At 55.4% G+C, this 24,471-nt stretch carries 25 protein-coding genes and 2 pseudogenes; 19 read left to right on the top strand and 8 right to left on the bottom strand.

Features of this window, described 5'->3' with window-relative positions:
* Positions 1–27: 27 nt before the first annotated feature.
* Together PSQ19_RS05230 and PSQ19_RS05225 are read right to left on the bottom strand one after the other, a co-directional pair.
* A complete protein-coding gene (locus PSQ19_RS05230) occupies positions 28–384 on the bottom strand; it encodes an EAL domain-containing protein (protein WP_282219896.1) in 357 nt (118 codons plus the stop codon).
* A 25-nt stretch (positions 385–409) separates the two neighbouring features.
* The gene (locus PSQ19_RS05225; protein ID WP_282219895.1) at positions 410–949 is read right to left on the bottom strand and encodes a CSS-motif domain-containing protein; all 540 of its coding nucleotides are present in this window, start codon (positions 947–949) and stop codon (positions 410–412) included.
* Positions 950–1,527: 578 nt separating this feature from the next.
* On the opposite strand from PSQ19_RS05225, the gene nrtS reads away from it, so the two are divergent.
* Together nrtS and PSQ19_RS05215 are read left to right on the top strand one after the other, a co-directional pair.
* Entirely contained in the window at positions 1,528–1,701 is a 174-nt protein-coding gene (gene nrtS, locus PSQ19_RS05220) for a nitrate/nitrite transporter NrtS (protein ID WP_282219894.1), read from the top strand.
* Positions 1,702–1,800: 99 nt separating this feature from the next.
* Positions 1,801–2,619, top strand: a complete 819-nt coding sequence (locus tag PSQ19_RS05215) for a hypothetical protein (protein ID WP_282219893.1) — start codon at positions 1,801–1,803, stop codon at positions 2,617–2,619.
* 152 nt (positions 2,620–2,771) lie between these two features.
* Here PSQ19_RS05215 and PSQ19_RS05210 read toward each other — a convergent pair whose 3' ends face one another.
* The gene (locus tag PSQ19_RS05210) at positions 2,772–3,746 is read right to left on the bottom strand and encodes a 4-hydroxythreonine-4-phosphate dehydrogenase PdxA (protein WP_282219892.1); all 975 of its coding nucleotides are present in this window, start codon (positions 3,744–3,746) and stop codon (positions 2,772–2,774) included.
* Between the two features lie 287 nt (positions 3,747–4,033).
* Between PSQ19_RS05210 and PSQ19_RS05205 the strand changes: the two genes are divergently transcribed.
* A complete protein-coding gene (locus tag PSQ19_RS05205) occupies positions 4,034–4,759 on the top strand; it encodes an RraA family protein (RefSeq protein ID WP_282219891.1) in 726 nt (241 codons plus the stop codon).
* Positions 4,760–4,811: 52 nt separating this feature from the next.
* On the opposite strand, the gene PSQ19_RS05200 is transcribed toward PSQ19_RS05205, so the two are convergent.
* On the bottom strand, positions 4,812–5,723 hold the full coding sequence (locus PSQ19_RS05200) for an NAD(P)-dependent oxidoreductase (protein ID WP_282219890.1): 912 nt from the start codon (positions 5,721–5,723) through the stop codon (positions 4,812–4,814).
* A gap of 208 nt (positions 5,724–5,931) precedes the next feature.
* On the opposite strand from PSQ19_RS05200, the gene PSQ19_RS19715 reads away from it, so the two are divergent.
* From PSQ19_RS19715 to PSQ19_RS05145, 12 genes and pseudogenes are all read left to right on the top strand, one after another.
* Positions 5,932–6,195 carry an aldehyde dehydrogenase family protein gene (locus PSQ19_RS19715; RefSeq protein ID WP_407649088.1) on the top strand — a complete coding sequence of 88 codons (264 nt, stop codon included), beginning with the start codon at positions 5,932–5,934 and terminating at the stop codon, positions 6,193–6,195.
* Positions 6,173–7,371 (top strand): annotated as a pseudogene (locus tag PSQ19_RS05195) (aldehyde dehydrogenase family protein). Before PSQ19_RS19715 ends, PSQ19_RS05195 begins: the two are co-directional and overlap by 23 nt.
* 39 nt (positions 7,372–7,410) lie before the next feature.
* Positions 7,411–8,370 carry a zinc-binding dehydrogenase gene (locus tag PSQ19_RS05190; RefSeq protein ID WP_282219889.1) on the top strand — a complete coding sequence of 320 codons (960 nt, stop codon included), beginning with the start codon at positions 7,411–7,413 and terminating at the stop codon, positions 8,368–8,370.
* A gap of 13 nt (positions 8,371–8,383) precedes the next feature.
* The gene (locus PSQ19_RS05185; RefSeq protein ID WP_282219888.1) at positions 8,384–8,524 is read left to right on the top strand and encodes a hypothetical protein; all 141 of its coding nucleotides are present in this window, start codon (positions 8,384–8,386) and stop codon (positions 8,522–8,524) included.
* Positions 8,525–9,727 (top strand): CaiB/BaiF CoA transferase family protein, encoded by a 1,203-nt coding sequence (locus PSQ19_RS05180; protein WP_282219887.1) that lies wholly within the window; start codon positions 8,525–8,527, stop codon positions 9,725–9,727.
* On the top strand, positions 9,724–10,644 hold the full coding sequence (locus PSQ19_RS05175; RefSeq protein WP_282219886.1) for an HpcH/HpaI aldolase/citrate lyase family protein: 921 nt from the start codon (positions 9,724–9,726) through the stop codon (positions 10,642–10,644). Before PSQ19_RS05180 ends, PSQ19_RS05175 begins: the two co-directional genes overlap by 4 nt.
* 4 nt (positions 10,645–10,648) lie before the next feature.
* Entirely contained in the window at positions 10,649–11,584 is a 936-nt protein-coding gene (locus PSQ19_RS05170) for a LysR family transcriptional regulator (RefSeq protein ID WP_282219885.1), read from the top strand.
* 585 nt (positions 11,585–12,169) lie between these two features.
* A complete protein-coding gene (locus tag PSQ19_RS05165; protein WP_282219884.1) occupies positions 12,170–13,456 on the top strand; it encodes an ABC transporter substrate-binding protein in 1,287 nt (428 codons plus the stop codon).
* A gap of 205 nt (positions 13,457–13,661) precedes the next feature.
* Complete coding sequence (locus PSQ19_RS05160) at positions 13,662–14,513, top strand: carbohydrate ABC transporter permease (protein WP_282219883.1); 852 nt, start codon at positions 13,662–13,664, stop codon at positions 14,511–14,513.
* Positions 14,500–15,385, top strand: a pseudogene (locus PSQ19_RS19320) (carbohydrate ABC transporter permease). The gene PSQ19_RS05160 and the pseudogene PSQ19_RS19320 overlap by 14 nt, the downstream one beginning before the upstream one ends.
* Positions 15,386–15,393: 8 nt before the next feature.
* The gene (locus PSQ19_RS05150; RefSeq protein WP_282220617.1) at positions 15,394–16,587 is read left to right on the top strand and encodes an ABC transporter ATP-binding protein; all 1,194 of its coding nucleotides are present in this window, start codon (positions 15,394–15,396) and stop codon (positions 16,585–16,587) included.
* A gap of 186 nt (positions 16,588–16,773) precedes the next feature.
* The gene (locus PSQ19_RS05145; protein ID WP_282219882.1) at positions 16,774–17,379 is read left to right on the top strand and encodes a GntR family transcriptional regulator; all 606 of its coding nucleotides are present in this window, start codon (positions 16,774–16,776) and stop codon (positions 17,377–17,379) included.
* A 22-nt stretch (positions 17,380–17,401) separates the two neighbouring features.
* Here the strand turns inward: PSQ19_RS05145 and PSQ19_RS05140 are convergent, their stop codons facing one another.
* The 3 genes from PSQ19_RS05140 to PSQ19_RS05130 are packed head-to-tail and all read right to left on the bottom strand — an operon-like array spanning position 17,402 to position 20,125.
* Positions 17,402–17,908, bottom strand: a complete 507-nt coding sequence (locus PSQ19_RS05140; RefSeq protein WP_407649086.1) for an amidohydrolase family protein — start codon at positions 17,906–17,908, stop codon at positions 17,402–17,404.
* A complete protein-coding gene (locus tag PSQ19_RS05135) occupies positions 17,880–18,332 on the bottom strand; it encodes a hypothetical protein (RefSeq protein ID WP_282219880.1) in 453 nt (150 codons plus the stop codon). Before PSQ19_RS05135 ends, PSQ19_RS05140 begins: the two co-directional genes overlap by 29 nt.
* Positions 18,333–18,337: 5 nt before the next feature.
* Entirely contained in the window at positions 18,338–20,125 is a 1,788-nt protein-coding gene (locus PSQ19_RS05130; RefSeq protein ID WP_282219879.1) for a DUF5060 domain-containing protein, read from the bottom strand.
* A 1,201-nt stretch (positions 20,126–21,326) separates the two neighbouring features.
* On the opposite strand from PSQ19_RS05130, the gene PSQ19_RS05125 reads away from it, so the two are divergent.
* The gene (locus PSQ19_RS05125) at positions 21,327–21,467 is read left to right on the top strand and encodes a hypothetical protein (RefSeq protein WP_282219878.1); all 141 of its coding nucleotides are present in this window, start codon (positions 21,327–21,329) and stop codon (positions 21,465–21,467) included.
* Between the two features lie 258 nt (positions 21,468–21,725).
* Here the strand turns inward: PSQ19_RS05125 and PSQ19_RS05120 are convergent, their stop codons facing one another.
* The gene (locus PSQ19_RS05120) at positions 21,726–22,163 is read right to left on the bottom strand and encodes a hypothetical protein (RefSeq protein WP_282219877.1); all 438 of its coding nucleotides are present in this window, start codon (positions 22,161–22,163) and stop codon (positions 21,726–21,728) included.
* A 979-nt stretch (positions 22,164–23,142) separates the two neighbouring features.
* Here PSQ19_RS05120 and PSQ19_RS05115 point away from each other — a divergent pair.
* The 3 genes from PSQ19_RS05115 (at position 23,143) to PSQ19_RS05105 (ending at position 24,392) form a co-directional block, all read left to right on the top strand.
* Positions 23,143–23,325 carry a GreA/GreB family elongation factor gene (locus PSQ19_RS05115; RefSeq protein ID WP_407649143.1) on the top strand — a complete coding sequence of 61 codons (183 nt, stop codon included), beginning with the start codon at positions 23,143–23,145 and terminating at the stop codon, positions 23,323–23,325.
* A gap of 122 nt (positions 23,326–23,447) precedes the next feature.
* The gene (locus PSQ19_RS05110; protein ID WP_282219875.1) at positions 23,448–23,948 is read left to right on the top strand and encodes a nucleoside-diphosphate kinase; all 501 of its coding nucleotides are present in this window, start codon (positions 23,448–23,450) and stop codon (positions 23,946–23,948) included.
* A 45-nt stretch (positions 23,949–23,993) separates the two neighbouring features.
* Positions 23,994–24,392 carry a GreA/GreB family elongation factor gene (locus PSQ19_RS05105; RefSeq protein WP_282219874.1) on the top strand — a complete coding sequence of 133 codons (399 nt, stop codon included), beginning with the start codon at positions 23,994–23,996 and terminating at the stop codon, positions 24,390–24,392.
* The last annotated feature ends 79 nt before the right edge of the window (positions 24,393–24,471 follow it).

The raw sequence follows: 24,471 nt of genomic DNA, 5'->3' as shown, positions 1-24,471 counted from the left end.
GTCAGGGTTCTCGCGCGGCCGGACTGCTCAATTTGAGGAATGAAGAGCCTGCGGCGGCATCACGCTGCCGTCTGTGCGAAGCCACCGGGCAAGCACCTCGCACCCCACGATCTCACCGGTGGCCAGAACTACGACAGGCTGCACGAAGGGAACGATGTCTTCGGCTGCAAGCGCGTCGTCTATGTCTCTCAGCAGCGACTTTTTGGGGACGATCAGCCACGCCAGCAGGACGCCGAATGCAAGTCCCATCAGGGCCGATGGAATGACAAAATACGGTAGTTCGCCGCGACGCCAGTTGGACAGCGCAGCGCCATCTATCGACATGGACACGGTGAGCGGATACCGGGATGACGTGGTAGAGAATACCACCGGCTCGTCTTTCAAGTCCTCCCGCGTGGCATCTGCCGATTCAAACGACGCCACAACGTCCCCATTGGAGAGACGCAACTGCAGGTGCGCATTTGCGGAAAGGCTCAGCCGGGACGACGCCAAACAGCAGCGCATCGGTATTCACGACGGCAAAAATCGATGCCTGCGGCCCAATCCGCCAGAGTACCCCAAGCGAGGATGTCGATTCCTGCGAGAGCCTGATCAGACCTACGAGCGAGTTTCTCGCAGGGAGTGCGTCTGCGGGATGCACAAGTTCATCATCAAAACTCAGGGTTTCGGGAAAAGCAGCGCAGGCTGTCACGCCAGCATCATCTATGACACGGATATCCTTGATCGTGCTCCGGACATAGACTTGGCGCCGCATCTCACCTCGTGCCGATGCGTCGCAGCCAGCTACGCCAGCCTCCACGAGGTCGGCGAGACCTATGAACGCGAAATCCGCCTCGATTTCCGCGCGATGCAGGAGAAAAGACGACAGGTCGTTTAACTGGTTGCGGTTCTGATGTTCAATGAGCGTTATCGCACCGACATACCCGGCAACGGCGAACGCCGTCGCCACGCCCATCGTCACCAAACCACGATAAGTTAACCTCAAATATCTTCGCACCGGCGCCCCTGCGGTTCCCAAAATGCTCACTGTCGCAGCAAAACCTTCAGAAACTGTATCCTGGAGAGCGAGGGACGGCGGCTTATGGGACCACCACGCTCAAGCCTCGCCAGGACACATTGATTTGCACCATCAACAATGCCCGTCGGTCGGGGGAATTTCCTCTCCGAGAAATGTGCCTATCGCGCCGGGTGACCTCGGCTCAATTTGCTTCGGACCTCGCGTTTTGGCAGTCTACTACGTGACGGGATTGGAGAAGGTGCGCGAGTGCGAAGAATTATCGTAACATATGGCCCTGCTGAAGCACCAATATTGCGGGACGGTTCGCGCGAGCCGCTTCACAACTTGGGGGGTAAGTTGAACGTAACACGAGTCCCGGACCAGACCAGCCTTTTTGTCCCAATCCAGTCGCAGATGCTGAGCCCCAACGATAGCAGTGTGTCGAACGATGCACGAAGAATATGGATCACAGCGGCTTCCTACCCCGCGCCAGCAAGCTCTGAGTAAAAGGGGGCGTCACGCAATCAACCTTGGTTGCACTCGTTGTCGGTTCGCTGCTGAGCGTCATCAATCAAGGCGACGCGGTGCTGGCAGGTCAGCCAATCAACCTATTAAAGGTCACTCCTACCTTTGCTGTCCCTTTTCTGGTGGCGACGTTCGGTGCTTGGAGCGTGGCGCGGTCCATCGCGAGGACCGCGGCATAGCAAACGCGTGATATCTCCCGGATATCCCGTACTACGACCTGTGACGGTCGCTGCAATGCAGACCTAACATCGACGGCACACCATCAATCAGGTTCCTTCATGCGACACGCGCCCACGACTCAAACCCTCCCGATAAGTCTTCTTGCCCCGCATAGCGGCCATATTGGCCGGACTTTGATTGCGCTGGCGATCATCGCCGCGGTCCTGAACATTCTTGAAGCACTGTCTATAGTCTTCATGGACAGCTGGTTACCAGTTGCGTCCATGGAACAGGCCGAGTGGTATTCCATCGCGATATCTGCTTTTGCCGAAGCTGTGCGTATATCCCTCCTAGGAATTGCGATCCATTTCGCCATGCGCCCGCTTGCCATGACTGTGGCAAACCCCATGTCAGCGGTCCGGTTCGTCGGCTTCTGGATTGGCTGTGCTGGAATCCTCGGGCTTGCCCTTCTCGGAATGGACACGATTGGCTACTTCTTGCAATTTGGCACCATGCCGATGGATGGCGAAGCGTTTCGAACAGCCTTCCTGATGCTCATCTATGCCAAAATCCTGATATACTATCTTGGCCTGCGGTTACTCTTCGGCGCCGGAGGCTTTGTCAGCGCCAAAGGAAACGGATTTTCGGCCGCCTGGAAGGCCACAACGCTTAGTCGCAGCCTGTCGATTGGTGTTGGTTATCTGGCGCTTTGGCTCGCCGTTGAAGGCGTGATCACTCCGATCCTCAGCTATACGCCAGCTATTGCGCCATTCTGGTTCATTCCCGACCAAACCGCGCCTTATCGGTTCCTGGTTGGCCAGGGAACGCGCATATTGGCCGAGGCCATTGCCATTGTGCTTTACGCACTGGTGTGGATGGTTGCTTTCGGAGGAACAATCGTTTCGGCGCCTGCTGACGCCGCCGCCGCCGAAGTCTAACTACCGGACTAAGCTGACTTTTGCGGCCCATGAGCCCGGCGGCTCCGGATGCTGCGCAAATGTTGAAAATCGGCCGTGCCGGTATAGGTTGGCATTAGGCGCATTACCCAGGCGAAGAGGAAAATGAACGAAAAAGACCACTCATAGCTCTATCAGGCAGCCATCCGCTTGCACAATTCAAGTGCCGACCGCAGACCGTCCATTCGCGCCTTGCCTTGTCCAACGATATCGAATGCGGTGCCGTGCCCGGGCGTCGTAATCGGCACGGCAAGACCGCCCAGCAATGTGACAGACCTCCCCAGACCCAGGAGCCTGAGCGCGATCTGGCCCTGATCGTGATACATGGTGACGATTCCCACCAGACCACCGGCGCGTGCCTGTGGGAAAATAGTGTCGGCGGGGTAGGGGCCCGAAACATTCAACCCTGTGGCCCGCATTGCAGCTACCGCCGGCCCGATTATCGAAATCTCTTCGGTGCCGAAAACGCCTTGCTCTCCGGCATGGGGATTAATCCCCGCTACTGCCAATCGCGGCGTCTCGATGCCTGCGCGAACCATCATATCGTGCAATAGGCGCACAGAGGCCTCTACTGCCTCGCGCGTAATGTGCGTGGCGACCTGGGCTAGTGGAATGTGGCTGGTAACGCGCGACGTCCAGATGTCTTCAAGGCAGTTGATCTCACCAGCGTTTGACCCGATGCCCAATCGACCGGACAAATAGTCGAACTCATCGCCGTTCACGTGACCCGCATCACGCATGGCCTGCTTGTTCAAAGGACCATATACGGCGCCTGATATTGTTTGGTTTTTAACGGCATCGGCGATCCAGTCCAGAGTGCGCAGAGATTCCTTCCCGGCGACCGTCTCAACCCTTCCGAGTGGTCCGACTGGTGCGTCAAATGACAGGTCTAGAAACTGGGGAGCGCCCGTTTTGGCCTCGCACAATGTGGCGATTGGAATAACTTCCAACCCTGGCGCATGCCGTTCCCTGGCGTCATCAAACACCCGGCGGTCGCCGACAATGACAAGATTGGCAATTTTGGCGCCTTCCAAAATCAGGCGTGCCGCCAACTCTGGCCCGACTCCATAGCGATCGCCCAACGTTAGCACGATTGGTTTTTTGGCCATTTTACCACTCTTGTCCATGCAGGGTCCGAATGGCAAAAGCATGATGCGCTCCCGCACCGCGTCATTATCATCCTGCCGTTCTTCATAGAATGTGTAATTACTAATTTTAGACCAAATCTACAAGCTGTAATGTGATTTGGAGCCGTGATCGGCGCGGGGCGCGGGGCGCGGGCGCTATAGGCACGGGCTATATCACCGGTTTGAAATGGCTAGTTGTTGGCTTACCCGGCACCATGCAATTTTACCGCGAGCGCCGACCCCGGCGCATCAAACTGGAGGAGTTCGTCTTGTCGATAAGCAAATCAACATTGGAAATTTTGCGAAATGTAAGAACGTCGGATGTGACTGACGCGCTTGATTCGCTAGGGCACATGAACACCTACGAAATGGACCCACGTATCCGGCCATTATTTCCCGGTATCTTCTTCGCGGGCATTGCAGCAACTTCGGAATATCGCGTCGTTAACAATCCAATTCCCCAACTCACATACGAACAGTTTGACGACCGGCAGTATAAAAAAGGTCCCGACGGCAAGGCGGCACCTGACGCGCTATGGACGGGCGGCAGCAAAATGGGTGCCACCGACGAGGTTCAGGTGATCGACACCCGGCAATCGCGCTGTGGTTTGCTGGGGTCAAACAATGTGCTGGACGCGAAAATCCTGGGCACCGTGGGCTTTGTAATTGACGGCGCATGTCGTGATTCCGGTGAATGCATTGGTCAGAAATCGCCGGTTTTCGCCGCAGTCCGTTCCATGCGCCACATGGCTGGTCGCCTCGAACTCGCCAGCGTCAACCAGCCGATCAATTGCGGTGGGGTACTGGTGCATCCAGGTGATGGCATTATTGCCGACGACGACGGGATCGTTGTTATTCCGCAGGATTTGTCTGAAGAGATCGCCAAACGTGCGTGGCTCGTTCAGGACAAGGACCGCCGTATGCGCCGAGCATTTTATGAAAAACTAGGCATGCCCATGGACGATACGGTCAAGCTTGAAGATCGACCGTGGTAGGCATTGACCCGCGCCCCAAAACCGGGAGGGCAAATTGGCCCTCCTGGATTGGTTAAACAAATGTCGAGGCGCTTAACTCTTGCGATAGGCTCTCGTAGATTGAGGCTGTTTCGCGCTTGCCACCGCCATTTTGAACATAATCGCTGAATTGCCGCGTAGCGCTGGCGACCAGGGGCAGGTCCAAGTTAAAGCGTTGTGCTTCACTTCCGACATTTTTCAGATCTTTGAGCATTTGGCTCGCCAGACTGGCGGGCGGTTCAAAGTCCCTTTGCAGCATTTTTGGATAGGCATAGTTCAGCATCACGCTGTCGGCATGTCCGCCAGCAAGGCATTGGGGAATTTTGGCCGCGTCAATGCCACTTTCCTCGGCGATGCGGACAACTTCGGCCATAAGAACATAGCTGACACCTGCAATGGCTTGATTTATCACCTTGGTCATTTGCCCGGCTCCGATATCGCCCATTCGGGTAATATTTTGCGCGTAAGTACGCATCAATTTTCGGGTGGTTTCAATATCCGCCTCAGCGCCGCCAGCCATGATTGTCAATTTGCGTTGACGTGCAAATGCCGGGCCGCCTGAGACTGGCGCGTCCACAAAGCTCATGCCTGCACGTTCTGCCAATTCAGCCGCGATCGCCACGGTTTCCTGCGGCATTGCTGTCGAATGATCGATAATGATCGTTCCGGCTTTGCCGGTTTGTACGACGCCGCTTTCACCCAGACATACTGCTTGCACAGCCTCAGTATGAAGAACACAAATCACAATGACATCCGCATGAGCGGCTAGATCGGCGGGACTGGACGCAACTCGTGCGCCCCGCCGCTCAAAATCCTCAAGTGGTTCAGGTTCGCGATTCCACACGACCAAATCGTGACCGTCATCCAGTAACATTTCCGCCATTGCGCTGCCCATCAGTCCTAGGCCGATGAAGCCAATTGTCTTGTCGTGATCGTTGGCGGCCATATTCTCCTCCATCTGCACATAAAATTAGTAATTACAGGATCGCTGTGCAAAATGCCACAGCAGCGTGGGCGCGTGGCAGGCCGGCAGGGGTAACTGCCATATCAACGATCCGTATAGCTCACCTTGCCATTGGCTATTTGTCGCGCGGTTCTGCCAAATGGTACCCATTGTCAGGTCGTTAATCGGCCCGCCAAGTCAGGAGTGAGTAATGTTATCAAGCCGACTATTGATCGGTGGCAAATGGCAGGAGGCTGAAACCGGCGAAACCATCGCCATGTTCAGCCCGAGTAACGGCAAGGAAATTGGCGCCATTGCAAGCGGCAGCAGCGGCGACGTCAATCGCGCTGTCGCATCGGCCCGCCGGGCATTTGAAGGCACATGGGGCAATTTACCAGCATTTGAACGTGGCCGATTGATGAACCGGCTGGGTCTGCTGATCCTTGAGCATCATGAGGAGCCTGGCTCAGATTGAGGCCGCAGACACCGGCAAACCCCTGACTCAGGCACGAGCCGACGTCAGCGTGTGTGCGCGCTATTTCGAGTTTTACGGCGGTGCTGCTGACAAGCTGCACGGCGAGGTCATCCCGTATCTAAATGGGTATCAGGTGTCGGTCCTGCGCGAACCTCGCGGCGTGGTCGGGCACATCATTCCTTGGAACTATCCAATTTCCATGTTTGGCCGTACATTGGGACCGGCGCTGGCCGCGGGCAATACCTGTGTCCTCAAACCCGCTGAGGAGGCGTGCCTGGGCGTCATACGCGTTGCTGAACTCGCCTGTGAGATTGGCTTTCCAGAGGGTGCGATCAACATCGTCACCGGGCGGGGTGGTGTCGCGGGCGCAGCGCTTTCTTCGCATCCGGATATAGATTTCTTGTCCTTCACCGGGTCCCCCGAGGTCGGCACACTCATTCAGACGGCTGCCGCAATAAATCATATTCCGTGTGTGCTGGAACTGGGCGGCAAGTCACCGCAAATTGTTTTTGAAGATGCCAATCAGGAGCCTGCCATTGAGGCGATTGCGAAGGCTATTGTGCAGAATGCCGGTCAGACCTGTTCGGCCGGCAGCCGTGTTTTGGTGCAACGCGCCATCTATGAGAAGTTTACCCGCGCGCTTGCCAAGCGGTTCTCACATCTTCGGGTCGGGCCGCATGATGCTGACCTGGACTGTGGCGGCGTTATTAGCCTCACTCAAAAGCAGCGGGTCGAAGCTTTTTGGACTCGGGGCGTCAAGGTGGCCTGGAAGTCGCTGCAACCGGGGTTCTTGACGATAGAGCAGAGCCAAACGGTTACTATATCGTCCCTACACTTTTCGCCCTGGTGCCTGAAAACCACCAACTCGCGCGTGAAGAGGTGTTTGGTCCGGTTCTTTCCGCTCTCCCGTTCGATGATGAAATGGACGCGGTTCGTCTGGCCAATGGCACTGATTATGGTTTGGTCGCCGGTGTTTGGACCGAGAACGGCGGGCGACAAATGCGAATGGCCAAACAGATCCGGGCCGGTCAAATCTTCATAAATTCCTACGGCGCCGGCGGCGGTGTCGAGCTACCGTTCGGCGGGGTACGAAAATCTGGTCACGGCCGCGAGAAAGGGTTTGAAGCGCTTCGCGAGTTTACCGTCGCCAAAACCGTCGTGTTAAATCATGGCTGATCAGGCAAGGTTTCATGGAAACCAGAAGGGCTGAACCAGATGGCAACTATCCCCAATACCTCACGCGCGGCAGTATTGCGCGCCTTTGATAAACCCATCGTCATTGAAGATGTGCCTGTGCCTAGCGATATCGAGCCGGGCGCCATTCTGGTCAAAACCGAAACTTGCACCATTTGCGGCACGGACGTGCATTTGTCGCAAGGCTCAATAGCGCTCAAGGTCGATTTGCCGGTCATCGTTGGGCACGAAATGGTTGGACGGGTCGTTAAGCTGGGGCCCGGCGCGGAAACTGACAATGCCGGGCAGGAACTACAGGTTGGGGATCGTATCGTGTGGACCCATACCGCTTGTAATGCCTGCTTTTTCTGTACTGTGGCGCGCCAACCGACGTTATGTGAAAACCGGCGCGCCTATATGTACGAAAACATTGAAAAGCCGCCCTATCTCTTGGGTGGATTCTCCGAATACGGATATGTGTTGCCCCAATCGGGCCGGTTTCGCGTGCCCGATAGTGTCACCAGCCCGGTTGCCAGCCTGTGCAGTTGCGCACTGCGTTCCGTCATGAATGCATTTTCCAATCTGGGGGATATTCAGCCTCATGAAACTGTCGTGGTCCAGGGGAGCGGGCCGCTGGGCATTTTAGCCACCGCGGTTGCCGCGGTTTCGGGTGCCCGCCAGGTTATCACCATCGGTGCGCCAGCCGCGCGACTGCAACTGGCATCTGAATTTGGAGCCAGCAAAACGATTTTACTGGAACAAACCACACCGGCGGAACGAAGCGATATCGTTGCCGGACTGACCAACGGACGCGGTGCCGACATCGTCATGGAATTCACCGGCCATCCCGCTGCCCTTAACGAGGGTCTGGATATGGCGCGACGCGGTGGAAGATATTTGGTCGTTGGTCAGTTGGGAGAGGGTGAAACGAGCCTTCAAACCCTCAACATTGGTAAAAAAGAATCTAAAACTCATCGGTTCATTTTCAGGGGATACCCGTAGCTACTGGCTGGCATTGCGATTTGTCGAACGCTGGCAGGATCGCGTGCCGTTTGAAAAAATGATCTCCAATAGTTATTCGCTCGATCAGGTCAACGAAGCACTTGGCGGCATGAAAGCGTTGACCGAAATCAAACCAGTCATTGAATTCGCATGAGTGGCGCCCAAAGCAATCAGCAATTTGAACCTGGTCAGGCTCGGTCCGCTCGATGGCATTCGGGTTTTGGACATGTCCCGTCTCGTCGCCGGTAACATGGCCACGCTGCAATTGGCGGATTTTGGCGCCGACGTCATTAAGGTCGAGCATCCAGAAAAAAGTGATGATCTGCGACGCTGGCTGGTCGATGGTGCCGAGGTCTACTGGAAAATATACGCGCGTAACAAGCGTAGTATAACCTTGGATGTTCGTACCGAACCGGACCGCGCGGCGTTTGAGTGCTTGATAAAATCTGCTCATGTACTCGTTGAAAATTTTGTTCCTGGCACGCTGGAAAAATGGGGTTTTGCACCTGACAGATTGCTTGAGTTAAATCCTAAACTGGTCATTCTTAGAATATCCGGATGGGGACAGACCGGCCCCTATCGCGACAAGCCGGGTTTTGGCACGCTGGTTGAGGCGATGTCGGGCTACGCATCCTTGAACGGTTGGGATGATCGGCCGCCACTGCTGCCACCATTGGCTATGGCTGACATGGTGGCTGGGCTCTATGGGGCCAATGCCGTACTCGCCGCAATTCGCGTGGCGGAAAAACCCGGTGGACGCGGTCAGGTCGTGGACTTGTCGCTGTTCGAGCCAATCTTTTCGCTGATTTCCAGCGAGGCGTTGCGCTATCACGTCAGCCGAAAGGTTACGCCGCGATCCGGCAATCAGGCCAGCCACACAGCCCCCCGCAATATCTATGAATGCAGTGATGGCCGGTTCTTGGCTCTCTCGGGGTCAATGCAATCTATGGCCGAGCGCATTTTTGATACAATTGGCCGGTCGGACCTCAAAACCCATCCGGACTTTGCCACCAACGAGGCACGCGTCCGTAATCAGGACGAACTCAACACCATCATCGCCGCCTATGTCAGTAAACGCACGCTTGCCGACAATCTTGCCGTGCTCGAAAGTGCCGGCGTGACGGTGGCGCCGGTTCTGGACATGTCGGACATTCTTGAAAATCCATATGTGCGCGCTCGAGAGGTCGTCACCCATTTACCTGATGCCGAACTTGGCTCCATACCGATGCACAATATTGTCCCACGTTTGTCCGAAACGCCGGGCGGCTTCCGCCGACCGGCTCCTCGGCATGGCGAACACACAAACGAAATCCTGGCTGAAATCGGTGTTAAGCCACCGCTGGCAGGCGCGAAATGAAGCCCGATCTGCCGGTCTGGCGCTCCATGCTGTTCGTGCCCGCCACCAATGAAAAACTCGTTGCCAGTGCCGCACGGCGCGAACCTGATGCGTTCCAAATTGATCTCGAAGATTCCGTTCCGGTCGACAGAAAATCGGCTGCGCGTGGGAACGTGCCTGACATCGCCAAATCTTTGACTGGCAAGGGCGCGGACGTACTGGTTCGCATCAATCGCCCTTTCCGGATGGCGCTGCCCGATATTGAGGCCGCAATCAGTCAGCAGGTTACCGGCCTCAATCTGTCCAAAGTGCCTGATGCCTCATATGTCCGTGCGATGGACGAAATTGTCACCGATCTTGAGCATGAGCGCGGATTACCGATCGGCCATACCAAATTCATCCTCATGATCGAAACCGCTGAGGGACTGCAGAACATTACATCACTGGCCAGCGGTTCGGACCGCGTTGTGGCCATGACTATTGGCGCTGAAGATTTGGCGCTTGACCTGGGCATGGAGCCCGAAGCAGACGGTCTGTATCTGCCCAATGTCCAACTTGTCGCCGCCGCCCGGGCCGCGGGCGTCTTGCCAATCGGGTACTTGGGAACGGTCGCCGAGTACACCGACCTTGAAGCCTATCGGGCGACAGTCAGGCGCTCCCGAAAACTGGGCTTTGAAGGCGGTTTCTGCATTCACCCCAACCAGATTGACATTCTTAACGAGGAGTTCAGCCCCGACGCCGCCCAGCTTGCTTTGGCCGAGAAACTGGTCAATGCTTATGAAACCGCAGTTGGTCGGGGGCAGGGCGCTGTGACTTTCCAGAACAAGATGATCGACCAACCCGTTGCCGATCGCGCACGTCTCCTACTGCGAAAAGGCGATGCGATAGGGTTAAAAAATCGCCGGAAGCACAGCGCATCCAGTTCCGAGTTAAACTGACCGCATGGACCTGAGGAATCTCCGCTACTTTGTGGTCATCGCCGAATGTGGCTCAATATTGGCTGCTTCTGAAAAACTGCATATTGCCCAACCATCGCTCAGTATTCGCATCAAGGCGCTCGAGCAGGAATTGGGTGTCATGTTGTTTGACCGGCGGCCTCGCGGCGTGGTTCTGACAAGTGAGGGTGAAGAACTGGTGGCCCACGCCCGCCAGATATTGCAGGCCGCCCAAACCGCACGCGAGAGCGTTCGTCAACATGCTAAGAGCGCCGTCGGAACTGTCAATTTTGGTGTTCCAACCTCACTGGCTTCAGTTATCTGCGTGCCACTCGTTGAAGAAATATTGCGCGATTTTCCAGATGTTCGCCTGCGCATCGTCGAATCCATGTCCGGCTATATTATTGATTGGCTTCGTGATGGTCGTCTGGACGTTGGACTGGTGTTCGGCGACAAGTCAATAAGTGGCATTCAACTTGATCCGATCATCGAGGAAGACCTGTATTTGGCCGCAGACAGCGCTGAATCACTTGCCGATCTGCTGGACGAGAATGACGAGGTACCTCTTGAACGATTGTCGGGATTGCCTTTGATCTTACCAACCGGACATCACGGTTTGCGTCAATTAGTTGATGACACGGCGCGTCGACAGGGGATCACCCGCGTGCCCCACATTGAGATCGATTCTTTCTCCCAAATTCAGCGCATGGTGCAACGTCAGATGGGGGTCACCATTCTGTCGAGGGCGGCACTTTATGAATCGCCGCTCAATCCCGCGTTGTTCAGCGCACGCATCGTCTCACCGGCCATCCCACGTACGGTCTGTCTTGCCTATAGTGAGCAACGTCTGCAAACCAAAGCGACGCGCGAAACCGCCCGGCGCGCCTGCGGAATTTTGCGCGACCGCGCTGCCTCCTCAATCTGGGCCGCACGGCTCCTTTGAACTGTCCGTGAACGGTAACAGCCTGTAGGGCGGTGGGTCGGATAGTCGGCGCCAGGCGCCAACAGCTATATCGTCTCACTATATACCGGTTCGCCAAACGCTAGTTGCCCGGACGGGGGTGCCATGCGACCGTTCAATACGAAAATTGCAGTTCCCCAGGTCAGTGGGGAGTGCTGCGTGGACTAGAACGCCTTCTCGGTAAAAATGCGTGTCCAGAAAGGTAGAGGTCGGTGATAGCCGAGCAATTTGGGTGGACGCGCTAACCGTTCTCTTGTAATGTGTAATTACAGATATCAACGGTTATGCCATATACAGCCGAGGCTTTCTGTACATTTGGACAACGAGCGGCGCGTTAATTGCCGCCGATAGGGGCCGGTTCTACCAGGCCTTTCCGGATGAATAGTCGATGCCTGACCGGGACGGGCAGGCAAAAAGCAGGAGGCTGGAACGCAGCGAAGGTGAATGAACGCCAAATGTATCACCCTGGATGTGGTGCGCAGCATTTGGCCGTAGGTAATCAGGCAGATCAACAAATGGGAGGAAAACACATGACCAAAAAATTAACGCGAGGCTCGTGCGGGCCGGATGGGTCTGGCCGTTTTGGTATCGGCCATGATGGCGGGAACCATGGTGCCGCCTGCCGCGGCACAGGATTTGTCAGGCGAAATCCGGTTTAGCTGGTGGGGTTCAACCGTTCGAAACGCCAAGGCCGAGTCCATCATCTCGATGTTCGAAAAGGCCAATCCGGGCGTCAAGGTCAGTCGGGAGCCCGGTGAATGGGGCAGCTATTGGGACAAATTGACCGTCCAGAGTGCGAGCGGTAACCAACCGTGCGCAATCACCATGCAGTCCCGCTGGCTGGCACAATATGCGGACCCGAGTATCCTTCAACCCCTCGACGACAAAGTTGCATCCGGTGAGTTAGACGTGACCGGCATTGATTCTGCAGTGCTAGACAGTGGACGCGGATCCGATGGGAACCTCTATTTCATTCCCCATGGCGTGTTTTACTTCACCCTGTTCATGAACAAGACTGCGATTGAAGACGCTGGCATGGAACTGCCGCCCGATGATTGGACTTGGGACGACTATGCCCAATATGCCCGCGATTTGTCCGATAAATTGCCCGAAGGCAGCTATGCTGTTGGCAATCAGGGCGGCGCAATGGACACGTTCACAGATTGGGTGCAAAGCCATGGCGAAACGTTGTTTACGCCAGAAGGCGAGGTGGGTTTCACCAAGCAGACTGTCGTTGATTATTTCGATTTCTGGGAAGCCTTGCGCAAGGATGGTGTGACCGAAACGGCGGATCAGATGGCCGAAATTCCGGACAATATCATCGATGATACCCTTCTTGCCAACGGCAAAATACTCATCGATGCTCGCCCCGCCAATCAGGTTGATGGTCATCAAAAGGTACTCGACGCGGCAATGCCGGGTCAGGAACTGGTCATCCATAGCTATCCCGTCGGACCATCGGGGACCGGCGAAGATATCGGTTCAAACGGCCTTGCCATTGGCGCAACCTGCGATGAAAATGGCACCAAGTTAACTGAAGCATGGATCAATTTCTTTACCGAAAATCCTGATGCCGCTGCGACCTACTCGTCCGACAACGGTGTCGTTTCAGTTGACCGTTTCCGAACCGCGCAACTCGAAAACCCCGACACTACCCCGGGCCAATACCAAGCCGTCAATATGCTTAGCACTGTCGGGCCTCGGGCCAAGTCGGCGTATTTCCCGTCCGGTGGCTATTCGGCGCTGTCGGGGGCCTTGACATCAGCCTATGAGACAGTGGCCTTCGAGCAAAGTTCGTCGGCCGACGCTGCCGACAAGCTGATCGCTCAGGTCAAACGTCTGGTCCGCGACTAAGCTCATGTCCAAACGGTGTGCGGTGTCTCGAACGAGGTGCCGCGCACAGCCAGTTTCAAGGTTCCGAGCATGAGCAAATCGACCGTGTCCGTATCTGATCCAACGCAGATCATGCCGCCGACGGGGAACGTCGCAGCGGCAAATACCAATAAGTTCAAACCCAGTCGGCTAACGCCCAAACAGACTCGAAAACCGAACGGCCTATGTGTTCCTGCTGCCATGGTTTTTGGGGTTGGTATTCATCACGCTCGGGCCGGTTCTTGTATCGCTATATCTCTCATTCACCCGCTACAACATTTTGAAGCCGCCGCGTTGGATCGGGCTCGATAACTATGTCGAGCTGTTTATCTGGGATCCGCAATTCTGGGCGGCGGTTCGGGTTACCTTCTTTTTTGTCGGCTGGTCGGTGCCTTTGGTGCTGGTCATGTCGCTTGGCATTGCCGTTTTGCTCAATCGCGGGTTGTCATTTTTGCCGGTATACCGCTCGATATTCTATATTCCCTCACTGATCGGCGGCAGCGTCGCGATTGGCCTATTGTGGCGTGAGGTGTTTGGCTCAAGCGGTATCGTAAATCAGTTTCTGCAGGGATTCGGCATCGCCACGAGAAGCTGGGTCGCGACCCCAGAAACCGCCCCTTGGACCCTGGTTTCACTCAATGTCTGGACCTTTGGCGCCGCGATGGTGATTTTTCTGGCGGCTCTTCGCCAGATACCAACGTCGCTTTACGAGGCCGCCTCCATTGATGGGGCGTCGGCATGGACGCGATTTCGTCGTATCACGCTGCCGCTGCTGACGCCGGTCATTTTCTTTAACCTGATCCTTCAGGTTATCCATTCATTCCAGGCTTTCACCCAGTCATTCATCGTGTCCAATGGCACCGGTGGGCCGGCCGAAAGCACGCTCCTCTATACCCTTTACCTATACCAACGCGCCTTCGTGCAACTCGATATGGGCTACGCCTCTGCGATGGCATGGGTGCTGCTTATCGTCATTGCGGTCTTTACGGGACTGCTATTCTGGTCCGCAAGATTTTGGGTGTATTATGGCGACGGTTAATCCGACAAAGTCCCGTTCCCGGCTTCGGTGGGGCAAAATGTCCCGAAGCACGGCCTTTATGATACACGCGTGCCTGATCCTGCTTGCGCTCATCATGATCTATCCCGTCATCTGGATGGTGCTGTCATCACTCCGCCCACAAGGCGAAATTTTTGCTGATAAGGGGCTTATTCCGACGAACTGGACGCTCGAAAACTATGTCACCGGCTGGAACTTCTTCGGTGATACCACTTTCGGCACGTTTTTCGTGAACTCCTTCATTATTTCTGGGTTGGCGATTGTAGGAAATGTCATGGCCTCGTGCCTGGCTGGATATGCCTTCGCGCGTCTCAATTTCCGTTGGAAAAGCTTTTGGTTCGCGATCATGATTGGCTCGATCATGCTGCCAATTCATGCCCAGTTGATCCCACAATATATTGCCTTCGTGAAAATCGGCTGGGTTAATACCATCCTGCCGCTGGTTGTGCCGAAATTTCTTGCCACAGATGCGTTTTTCATTTTCTTGATGGTGCAATTCATGCGCACGCTACCCAGGGAGCTGGAGCAGGCGGCAATGGTAGATGGCGCTTCCTATTGGCAGCGTTTCACCCGCATCATTTTGCCGCTTTGCGTCCCTGCCATCGTAACGACATCGATCTTCACGTTCATCAACACATACAATGATTTCCTCAGCCAGGCTCATCTATCTATCCGGGTTGGAACGAATGACAGTTCCGTTGGGGTTGCGCATGTTTGTGGACTCTGGTGGCGGTCAGTCAACCTTCGGCGGCATGTTCGCAATGGCCACGCTGGCGATTGCGCCAGTGCTCGGTTTCTTTATCGCGTCGCAGCGTTTCCTCGTACAAGGCGTCGCCACCCAAGGCTTCAAGTAAGGGATATCATGGCCACAGTCGCTCTCAATAATCTCACTAAACAATACGGCAACGGCGCGATAACGGCGGTCAAGGATTTGAGCCTGGACATTGCCGATGGCGAGTTTTTGGTACTGGTTGGACCGTCCGGATGCGGCAAGTCGACCGCGCTTCGCATGATTGCCGGGTTGGAAGAAATTACCGGTGGCGAAGTCTCGATCGCCGGCAACGTGGTCAACGATGTCCACGCCAGGGACCGCGATATTGCCATGGTCTTCCAGAACTATGCGCTTTATCCGCACATGTCTGTGTTTGACAATATGGCCTTCGCGCTGCAAATCGCGAAGCTGCCGACCGCTCAAATCGAGCAGAAGGTCAATGAGGTCGCAGCAATTCTTCAGCTTGAGCCATATCTCAAACGGCGTCCTGGGCAGCTGTCCGGCGGTCAGCGCCAGCGTGTCGCCATGGGGCGCGCCATCGTGCGCCAACCCGCCGTATTTCTTATGGATGAGCCGCTATCCAATTTGGACGCCAAACTACGTGTCCAGATGCGCTCGGAAATCGCCCGCATCCAGGATCGACTTGGTGTCACCACAATTTATGTGACCCATGATCAGGTCGAGGCAATGACCATGGGGGACCGCGTCGCATTGTTGAAGGACGGCATGCTTCAGCAGGTCGATACGCCCAGCAATATCTATGACCGGCCCGCCAACACATTCGTTGCCTCCTTTATTGGCTCGCCCGCTATGAATCTGTTTCACGCGCATCTGGGCCAAAAAACGGCAAATGGCGCGCCAATGCAACTCGGCTCACACTCGCTTCAGGTGCCAGCAACCGCTTTTGAACAGCGCCCGGAATTGGAAAATTATGTCGGGCGAGAAATCATCGCCGGAATCCGACCTGAAGATATGGAGGACGTACAACTTAGGCCCGATCATCCAAAGGATCAGACTTTGTCGGCCAAGGTCATTCTGGCCGAGGCCCTGGGGTCGGACAATATTATCCATCTCGATTTTGATGCGAAAATGGCCGAAGTCATTGACCCCGATACGCTTTCCGACATCTCCAAATCCCTCGACAAGGAAAGCGTAGGCATTTGTGTCGCCCGGTTTGATGCAAAATCGAAATTACAAACCGGCGAGATAGCAGAAGTAACAGTTGATTGTGAACGCCTTCATTTTTTCGATGCCGAATCCGGGCTCGCGGTTGCCCGGAAATGAAATCCTGCCAATTGTGCACTCTCGAGAGGTCGCGTTGAACCTCAATTTACTTTCACGACGATTTTGCGGATAAGTTGGCTTCGCGTTGTGGGTAAGCCTTGGGGATAATGATTTGGCCATTGCTGCAAGAAAAATACTGCGGAAGTCATTGCACGAGGAAATTGTACCGCAGGCTCAGAGAAATGGTTGTGGAGGGTAGATGGGGACCGCACGAAACCCTTCCCGAGCCTACAGCTAAGCGAGGAACTTGGTGTTTCTCGGACTCCGGTGCGCGAAGCTGTAAAAATTTTGGCCGCCGAAGGTTTGCTGCAGGTCCGCCCCCGTTCGGGCGCGAGCATCAAGATTGTCAACCCGCAGGAAGTCAAGCAGCTTTTTGAAGCCGCGGGGGCGATCGAAACGGCAGCGTCCAAGCTTGCCATCGAGCGTGCCAGCGAAGCAGAAATTGCCAGAATCGTCAGTACCCACAACAAGATGGTGGCCGCTTATCGCATCAACAATCGTGCGACCTATTTCGAAATGAACCAAAAAGTTCACAGTCTGATCGTCGCCGCCGCCCACAATGCGGTATTGGCTGACGTGCACGAGAAGTTGTTGATGCGAATGCGGAGAATTCGCTATGCCTGCACCAACGATGCTGGCGGCTGGAAGGACGCTCTTGGCGAACATGAGGAAATGTTGGACGCACTAAAGACCCGTGATGGCGAGCGCCTGGCAACACTGCTGGCCATTCACATGGAGCAGGGGTGGCAGCGGGTGCGGGACTTCGTCAAGAAAGAATTTGAAAACAGTTGATGAGCGATCGTTCGGCCGCCATTCAGGCGCGCAGTCGATAGAGTGCGGCCGAATTGTCGCAAAACAGAGCGCGTATGTCGGCTTCTGTCATGTCAGCGACGCCAATTTTGTAGGTCGTGAACATCGTATTCATGTCCACGCACAATCCATCAACCGGAAAATTGCTGGCAAACATCGCTCGCCGTGGACCAAAAATTCCGATGGCCGTTTGAATGATCTCAATGTTCTGAGCCTGTGGCCACACGCCGGGCGACACTCCCAACCCCGATAGTTTGATGCGAACGTTCTCGTTGCGAGCCAACATCTCTAGCGCCCGTCTCCAAGCCAATAAGCCTTCCTCAGAACGATCTGCAGGCAGGCCGCAATGGTTCAGGGCGATTGTGGTTTGGGGAAAATCGGCCGCCAGATCGCTTGCGGCATCAAGATGCCAGTATGGCGTTTGTAATTCAAAATGCAGTTCGGTCGCGTCCAGCAAGGCGTATCCGTCTCGCCATGTCTGGTCATCCATTGACCCCGGCGCACCACGCATCGCGTCCCCACGGCTGCAACTTGCCGGCTTTTGCCGGACTGCCCGCACCAGCTTCCGCCTTTGCAGCGCGACAAGCTGTTCGGCGATATCTGGTTGACCCAACCAGATTTGGGCAACCGCAGCCGAAGGGGTATCCTCCCCGAGTCTCATCTAGCCAGTCAATTTCGGCCGGTCCCGATCCCGCCGCGACTTCGGCTTCCATATGGACATCGGCAACTATATTGTGCGTTCCGGCATCGCGACGATAGTCCGCTGGCAAATAGTCACGCCGAATGGCTGCATAGTCACCATAGCGAAAGCGCAGCCATGGCTCAGTTTCCAGCCAGGGATAAGCGAGACGTCCGCCAAGTTGCCAATAGTGGTGATGTGCATCCACGATCGGCAAATCGGCGAGAAACGCTTCACGTTCTGCCCCAATGGTCACGATAACTACACAATCAACTCAAGCATCAATCCCCAATCCAAAGTATTGTCTGGTCGTTCTGGTAGTTCCAGCAGGGCGCTGGCGGGCACTTGCAACTCGACGCTCTCTTTGCGCCACTCACCAGTTCTGGGATCAAACCATGTGGCCTTGTACTTAGCGTGTTGGCGCTTGAGTCCACGCATCACTATGTGGTCAGCACAATTTGCCTCGAAATAGACGAGGAACCAGGATTTTTCAGCATTGCCCGCCGCATAGCTCCAACCTTCATAGCCCATCGGCTCGCCGTTACGGTTGGGAACCAGATGTTCCGCATTCGGGATCAAGTTGCAAAAGTCATTGCCACGCACCATCGCGAAGCTGCGCAAATGTTTGACCGTTTGGGCCGAACTCCACTTGAACGCATCCCACATCTTGACTTTGGAGTCCGGTTCAACTGACGACTGCCAAACACCTTCGCAGCCATAAATATACCCCGCGAACCCACCCGAGAGCAGGCTGCCATACATGCCCGAACGCACATACATGTCGTCTTCTGGCGTATTGCCCGGCTTGCCATAAGGATAGGACACGCCAAGCGCATCCAAACCCGAATAATATGGCTCCCCATTCAACGCGGGCAGTTTAGGTTCGGCATTGAACTGTTCCGTCAAATACCAATAAGCATAATGCTCGCGGGAGTTTCCGATCTGATGCATGTCCAACCAGCGGCACTCTTCCGGGCCACCGAAATTTACAAGCGTCGAGGGGCCGGGATTGGCCGATAGCAAAGTCCCGAATGGTGGTTTGCCCCAGCGGTCAACGACAAGATTACACGGTTCATTGTAATCGCGGCTCGGAATGGTTTTTTCGTAAAAGTCAAAATGGATTGGACTGAGAATGGTGTTATGCGCCTGATATCGCGCGAAAATATATTGTACAAAGCGGGCATAGCTTTCGGGCCAGTCATGGTGCTTTTGCCACATAGGCCCGGTGTCGCGCCTCGCCACTTCAACGAAGGGCACAAAACCCATGTCGAATAGAATGTCCATTTTCTGGTCAAGAATCTTGAAGAATTGGGGATTAACGCGATCATAATCGGGCACGACATCCTCGAACCCTGGTACCTTGCCAGGAAATTCAAATGGCCTACCACCCTCATTGTGCATCGGCATGGCCGAACCCGATGGCAATGCCCATGCGTTGCGAACGCAGGCCCCGTCTTCATCGAACAAATTATTGGCGTGGCCATCATTGTCCCAGCACGGCATGGCGGTAATCAGGGCAACCGAATTGAACCCCTGATCCTTTCTGAATTGCACATAATCGACAATCGTGGATTGTGGCCCTAATTCATCGCCACTCGTGCCATCAGGCAGGGGAAAGCGGAAGGTCGGCACCGACCACCAGGTATCGCCAACCAGGAAAAACGGCGTACCATCCGCATATTCCAGAGAGTGGGGATTCTTGCCAGCGCGCACGATACCGCGGCGGTTGGGGTTTTCCGCCAGTTCCGCCTCGGACCACGCTACGGCCTCAAAGCTGCCAGACTTGTTGGCCAACCCCGTGTCATTGGATTTTGCGCCACTCCGCCAAGTCCATGCGCCTGCGGAAGGGGCCGTAAGCCGTACCACGAAATCTTGCTTGCCATTCCAGAAGCCATATACCCGTTTGGAGAAATTTGGCCCCTTGAGGTCTATCCAAAATTCTTCTTCAATATAGGCATTCTCATAAGTTCGTTCGGATTTGAAGCCGAGTTCAAACGGTTGCCAGGTCCGTACCTCGGGCGTGTTATCGGGGGAATATACCAATGGCATCGGGGCGCTCCGCTTGTTATTAGTAATTACAGCGTAGCATGATAGGGCATCGAGTCAATTCCACAGCGACAAATCCTGTGGCCATTCTTGTGATGGCTGCAATCTGAATATTGCCGCGCGTTCGCGTCGGCCCGGCTGCAGCGTAAGGAATTTAGACAGGACCGCTATCGGACTGGCAATCAAATCGTCTCGGACTGCATAGCATTCATGACCGTATCACGACGTTTACGCGCGTATGACGCCGACTCTGGCTTATCCAACCAGATAGGGCGCAGCGCATTTGCAGTATCGGACGCTCTTAGTTCTGATACTTATTGATGGCCATTATCGGCGATGCATGGTGCTCAAGCGTTGAAATTTTCTGACCGACACGATTAAACTCTGGCATTCTTCCCATGCTCGGCGGTCTTTTGCATCTGTCGCGCCTCGCTATGTCCTTCAAGGCCTTGAATGGTTAATAATCTAGCCTATATTCGGTGTATGAGCACGCACCACTTTCTCCCACTGTCGCTTGTCTATCGAGGCCCACTCGTCGCAGGACTGTAGGCCTAGGCCTGCGTGCGCCGCGCCAGCGGGACCTAGGAAAGTAATGCCCCACATTGATGCGCAATGACGCCGATCTGTTGATCAGAACAAGACATTGTTCAGTGATCGCACACCGAGGCGGGCGGTTCTTGTCGGCTGGCTAAGGCGACGCTTGGCTAACTTGTTAAGACGTCACCACCCAAGCCAGCTATTTAGGTCCAACGCGCGACATGTGAACTGGGTGCGCCCTCCAGCGCGGCAGCCCGCCCGATGATTTTCAATCGGGGGGATAAACTCTGTACCGAGATGGAGAAAGTTCATGCATAGTTACTGCGCTACCAGCCTGTCCTCGGCTGATTATTCACGCTTACAGGTACTAATGGGTTCGTTGATCGGGAGCAGATCCCCGCTCGCAACGCTTGTACGCCGCAAACTCGGCACCGCGGTCATCATTCGTCCAAGTGAGGATGCAGGGGAGGCGGTGGCCAGCGGTCAACGCGTCCGTTTCAAGTTTGCTAACGGTCGATCGGATGATCGCACACTGGTATGGAACCTGCACGAGCGCACTCCCAGTCCCGCGATTTCATTACTACGCCCGAGTGGGTTGGCATTGCTCGGCTTGCGCGTGGGTCAATGGATCAGGTTTCGGAACAGCGATCGCAGAACCCAGGAAGTAATGGTTGAACACATTTATCCACACGAACAGACGCGGCTTGATGGTCGTGAGTGGCTGATGGCCATGGAGCCATTGCCGTTTGAGCGGCCGCTGCAATTGCGTAAGGCGGCGCCTGCCGAACGGCACCATGAGGTGCACTGATGGATGAATTGGGTTGGTCGAGACTGAGAAAGGTTACCCCGTGAAGTATGAACTAGATTACGTCAATTCCAACGAACCAAGGCAATCGCATGCGCGCCACAATGAGCGAAACGTGGACGCGTTGATGGCTTGCCTGTCTCGATGGGAGGACGATGGCGGACTGATTATTGGGTCGAATTCAGGGTTGTCTTCGCCGAAGCGGGTCAACGAGATTTCTTGGCTGCGATCCCGCGACTAGCCATAAGCCTCGCGGCCTCGTCAGGCATATTGCGGACGCAGGGGTTCACCGCAGGGCGTGGCGTATGCGCCGCTGATAAGGGAGATAGTGATTTGCATGTTTTCCGATTGATACCCTACCCGCCGGGTGCCCATTGGGCGTTGGCGCGCAACCATGGCGAGGTCGCTGTCCGCGCCCGCACCAGCGGCGAGGCGCGTAGCATCGCTGCGCAACTGGAGTCCGAAGCCGCAAACGGGGCGGGTAACATCCGAGCCTGCGAAAAGTGCCAGCGCCTTTATGAATCCGCTCTTGTATAGTGTGCAGCGGCGTAGTGGGGGATCGATTTCGGCTGAAGGTGCACCGGACCAGTTCTCGGCGACATCGGCCCGTTGAAGTAACCAAGATGTTTGGGGGCTGGTCCGGACATTGCCGACATGCAGCCGGAGATGACCCGAAGTAACGCGAAGTTGCCAGCGCATATTATTGCGACCGGCTCTTCGGGCGTGCGTCTGTTAAACTCCGCTTAATCGGCAGGAGATCAACGCTGTTGGCGAGCGAATGACGGGCGGCCGAATGAACGGCGGCTTTCGGCGGCATCCTTTGCAGGAAATGGGCTTGTGACGCCACCGCCGGTGCCAGCTTGGTCCCAGGAATAGCTGCGAAGACACCATGGGCAACGTATTGCAGCACGAGGACGGGACCCTGCACAAGAACGACAGGACCTGAGCGTCGGCATGATTTACCTCCTGTTCCCGAATGTGGGGAATATACAGCGAACATTTTACGATGGCGCCGCAGCACCAACACTGTAGTTGGCCGCCATCCTAGAATATTCAAGGCCAAAGGTATTTATGTCTCAGGGACAAAATGCCACGTCGCGGGTAATTGTTACGTTGATATTGATCACATCTGGCGCGTGGCAGGTTTTAAGTATCATAAATATTTATATTGTCGTTTCGACAAACCCGAAATATGGCCTGCAGCCAAGACACTCCTGGTTCGACTTGACTTTAATTTTCTTACCCCTATCTTGGCTATATGAGCCAGATATTCAACTTCCTCCACACAGATGTGCGCCGGGCCACACCGGTCGCAGGGTAGTTGCCCTAAACTTGGGCATGCCATTGCATGCCAAGTTTAGGGATCCAGGTAATTTCAGCATCGTTGAATGGGTATAGTTAGTCGGCCACCAGGTCTTGACTGGATTGCCTTGCTGCAAATGGAGAAGCATCTTGCGCAAAAGAATTCTTAGACCACAGATCACTATCGCTCAATCGGAGCACCGGCAGCTGTTTGCATTGGCGGCCGCCGGTAGCGGTTCTTCGGCGGCTGACAGTCTCATGACCGAGATCGAACGCGCACGTATCGTGCCCGACGCCAAACTACCCCGAGATACCATTCGCATGGGTACCCGCGTCCAGTACCGCACTGACCGGGACGATCTGGTGAGTTTGGAGCCTGGTTTATCCGGTTCAGGCGGACATTTCCCGCGGCCGGGTGTCGGTCCTCACGCCCGTTGGTGCGGCACTGATCGGGCTTAGAACCGGACAGTCCATTACCTGGGAAACGCGTGATGGACGCAACAACGTCCTGACGGTGTTGTCGGTGATCAATGTCGTTGATGTGCCAGAGGATGCCTGAATGAAACATTGCGCTTCAGCCATGCGGCAAACTCAAGACAGGACCTGTCCCCTGATCCAGTAAGGTCATGCCTTCGGATCAGGGGTGTCGCTGCAAGACAACCTTCTTTCCGGAGCCTGAATATGACCTATCACCTGCCAGTCATTCTGACCTCGAACGACTTTGCTGTGCTCGAGACCATGTCCCAGCAGTGGACCGAGCCTTTTGCCGGAGCGGCCGACATTCTGCGGCGCAAGCTTTCAGCCGCGACCGTAATGTTTCCCGCTGATATTCCCAGCGACATCGTCACCCTCAATAGCCGCGTGCGGTTTGGCATTGGCACCATGCAGGTCGACGAGCGGGTGTTGGTCAGGGGACCCGCCGAGGAGATATACGGCATGACCATGCTTTTGACCTCGCCCAGAGGTCTGGCGCTGATTGGTGCCGCCGTTGGTCAAACCGTCGCCGCCGTACGGCGCGACGGGTCCGTAGAGCAGTTGCATGTCGAAGCCGTGCCCTATCAGCCCGAGCAAAAACGCGCGTCGGCGCCTATCCAGTTCGTGCCGCGGCACGAATTGGCCAAGCCGAAGTGGGTGGCATCGCCATATGGCGGGACTGACGATCCGGGACCAAGCGCTGCATGATGGTCAACGGGTGAATGGTGTTGGTAGTTTTATCAGGAGGATAATATGGGATTCTTCGATTTTGGCCTGCCCCCCATAATTGTAGGGGAAGCGGATCGTCACGACCTCGTCGTTCTGGCATTGGGTGGTGTCAACCATAGTGCTGACGAAGCCGACGATCTTCTTTACGAACTGGACCGCGCCAGGGTCATCAATGATCGACTGCTGCCCAACGATGTGGTGCGAATGGGGTCAAGCGCAGTGGCCAGCATAGACGGAGGCGAGCCGCAAATCCTGCGCCTTGCATACCCCGGCGAAAACCCGCCGAATGGCATTTCCATTTTTTCCGCCTTCGGTACGGCAATCCTCGGCCTTCGCGCCGGGCAGACAATGAAGTGGACCAACCGAAATGGAAAGTCGCACGAGGTTGTGGTGCACTCGGTTTGCAATGAGGAGCACGTCTAAAATGTGCGGCCCTGAACACCTGACCGGCATCGTTCCGGTCTGTGTGATCAGCCGTCACGTTGAACGGTCGAACACCGAC

It is taken from the genome of Devosia algicola (assembly GCF_028816455.1).
Classification (GTDB): Bacteria; Pseudomonadota; Alphaproteobacteria; order Rhizobiales; family Devosiaceae; genus Devosia; species Devosia algicola.
This window is presented reverse-complemented; position numbering and strand designations above follow the sequence as displayed.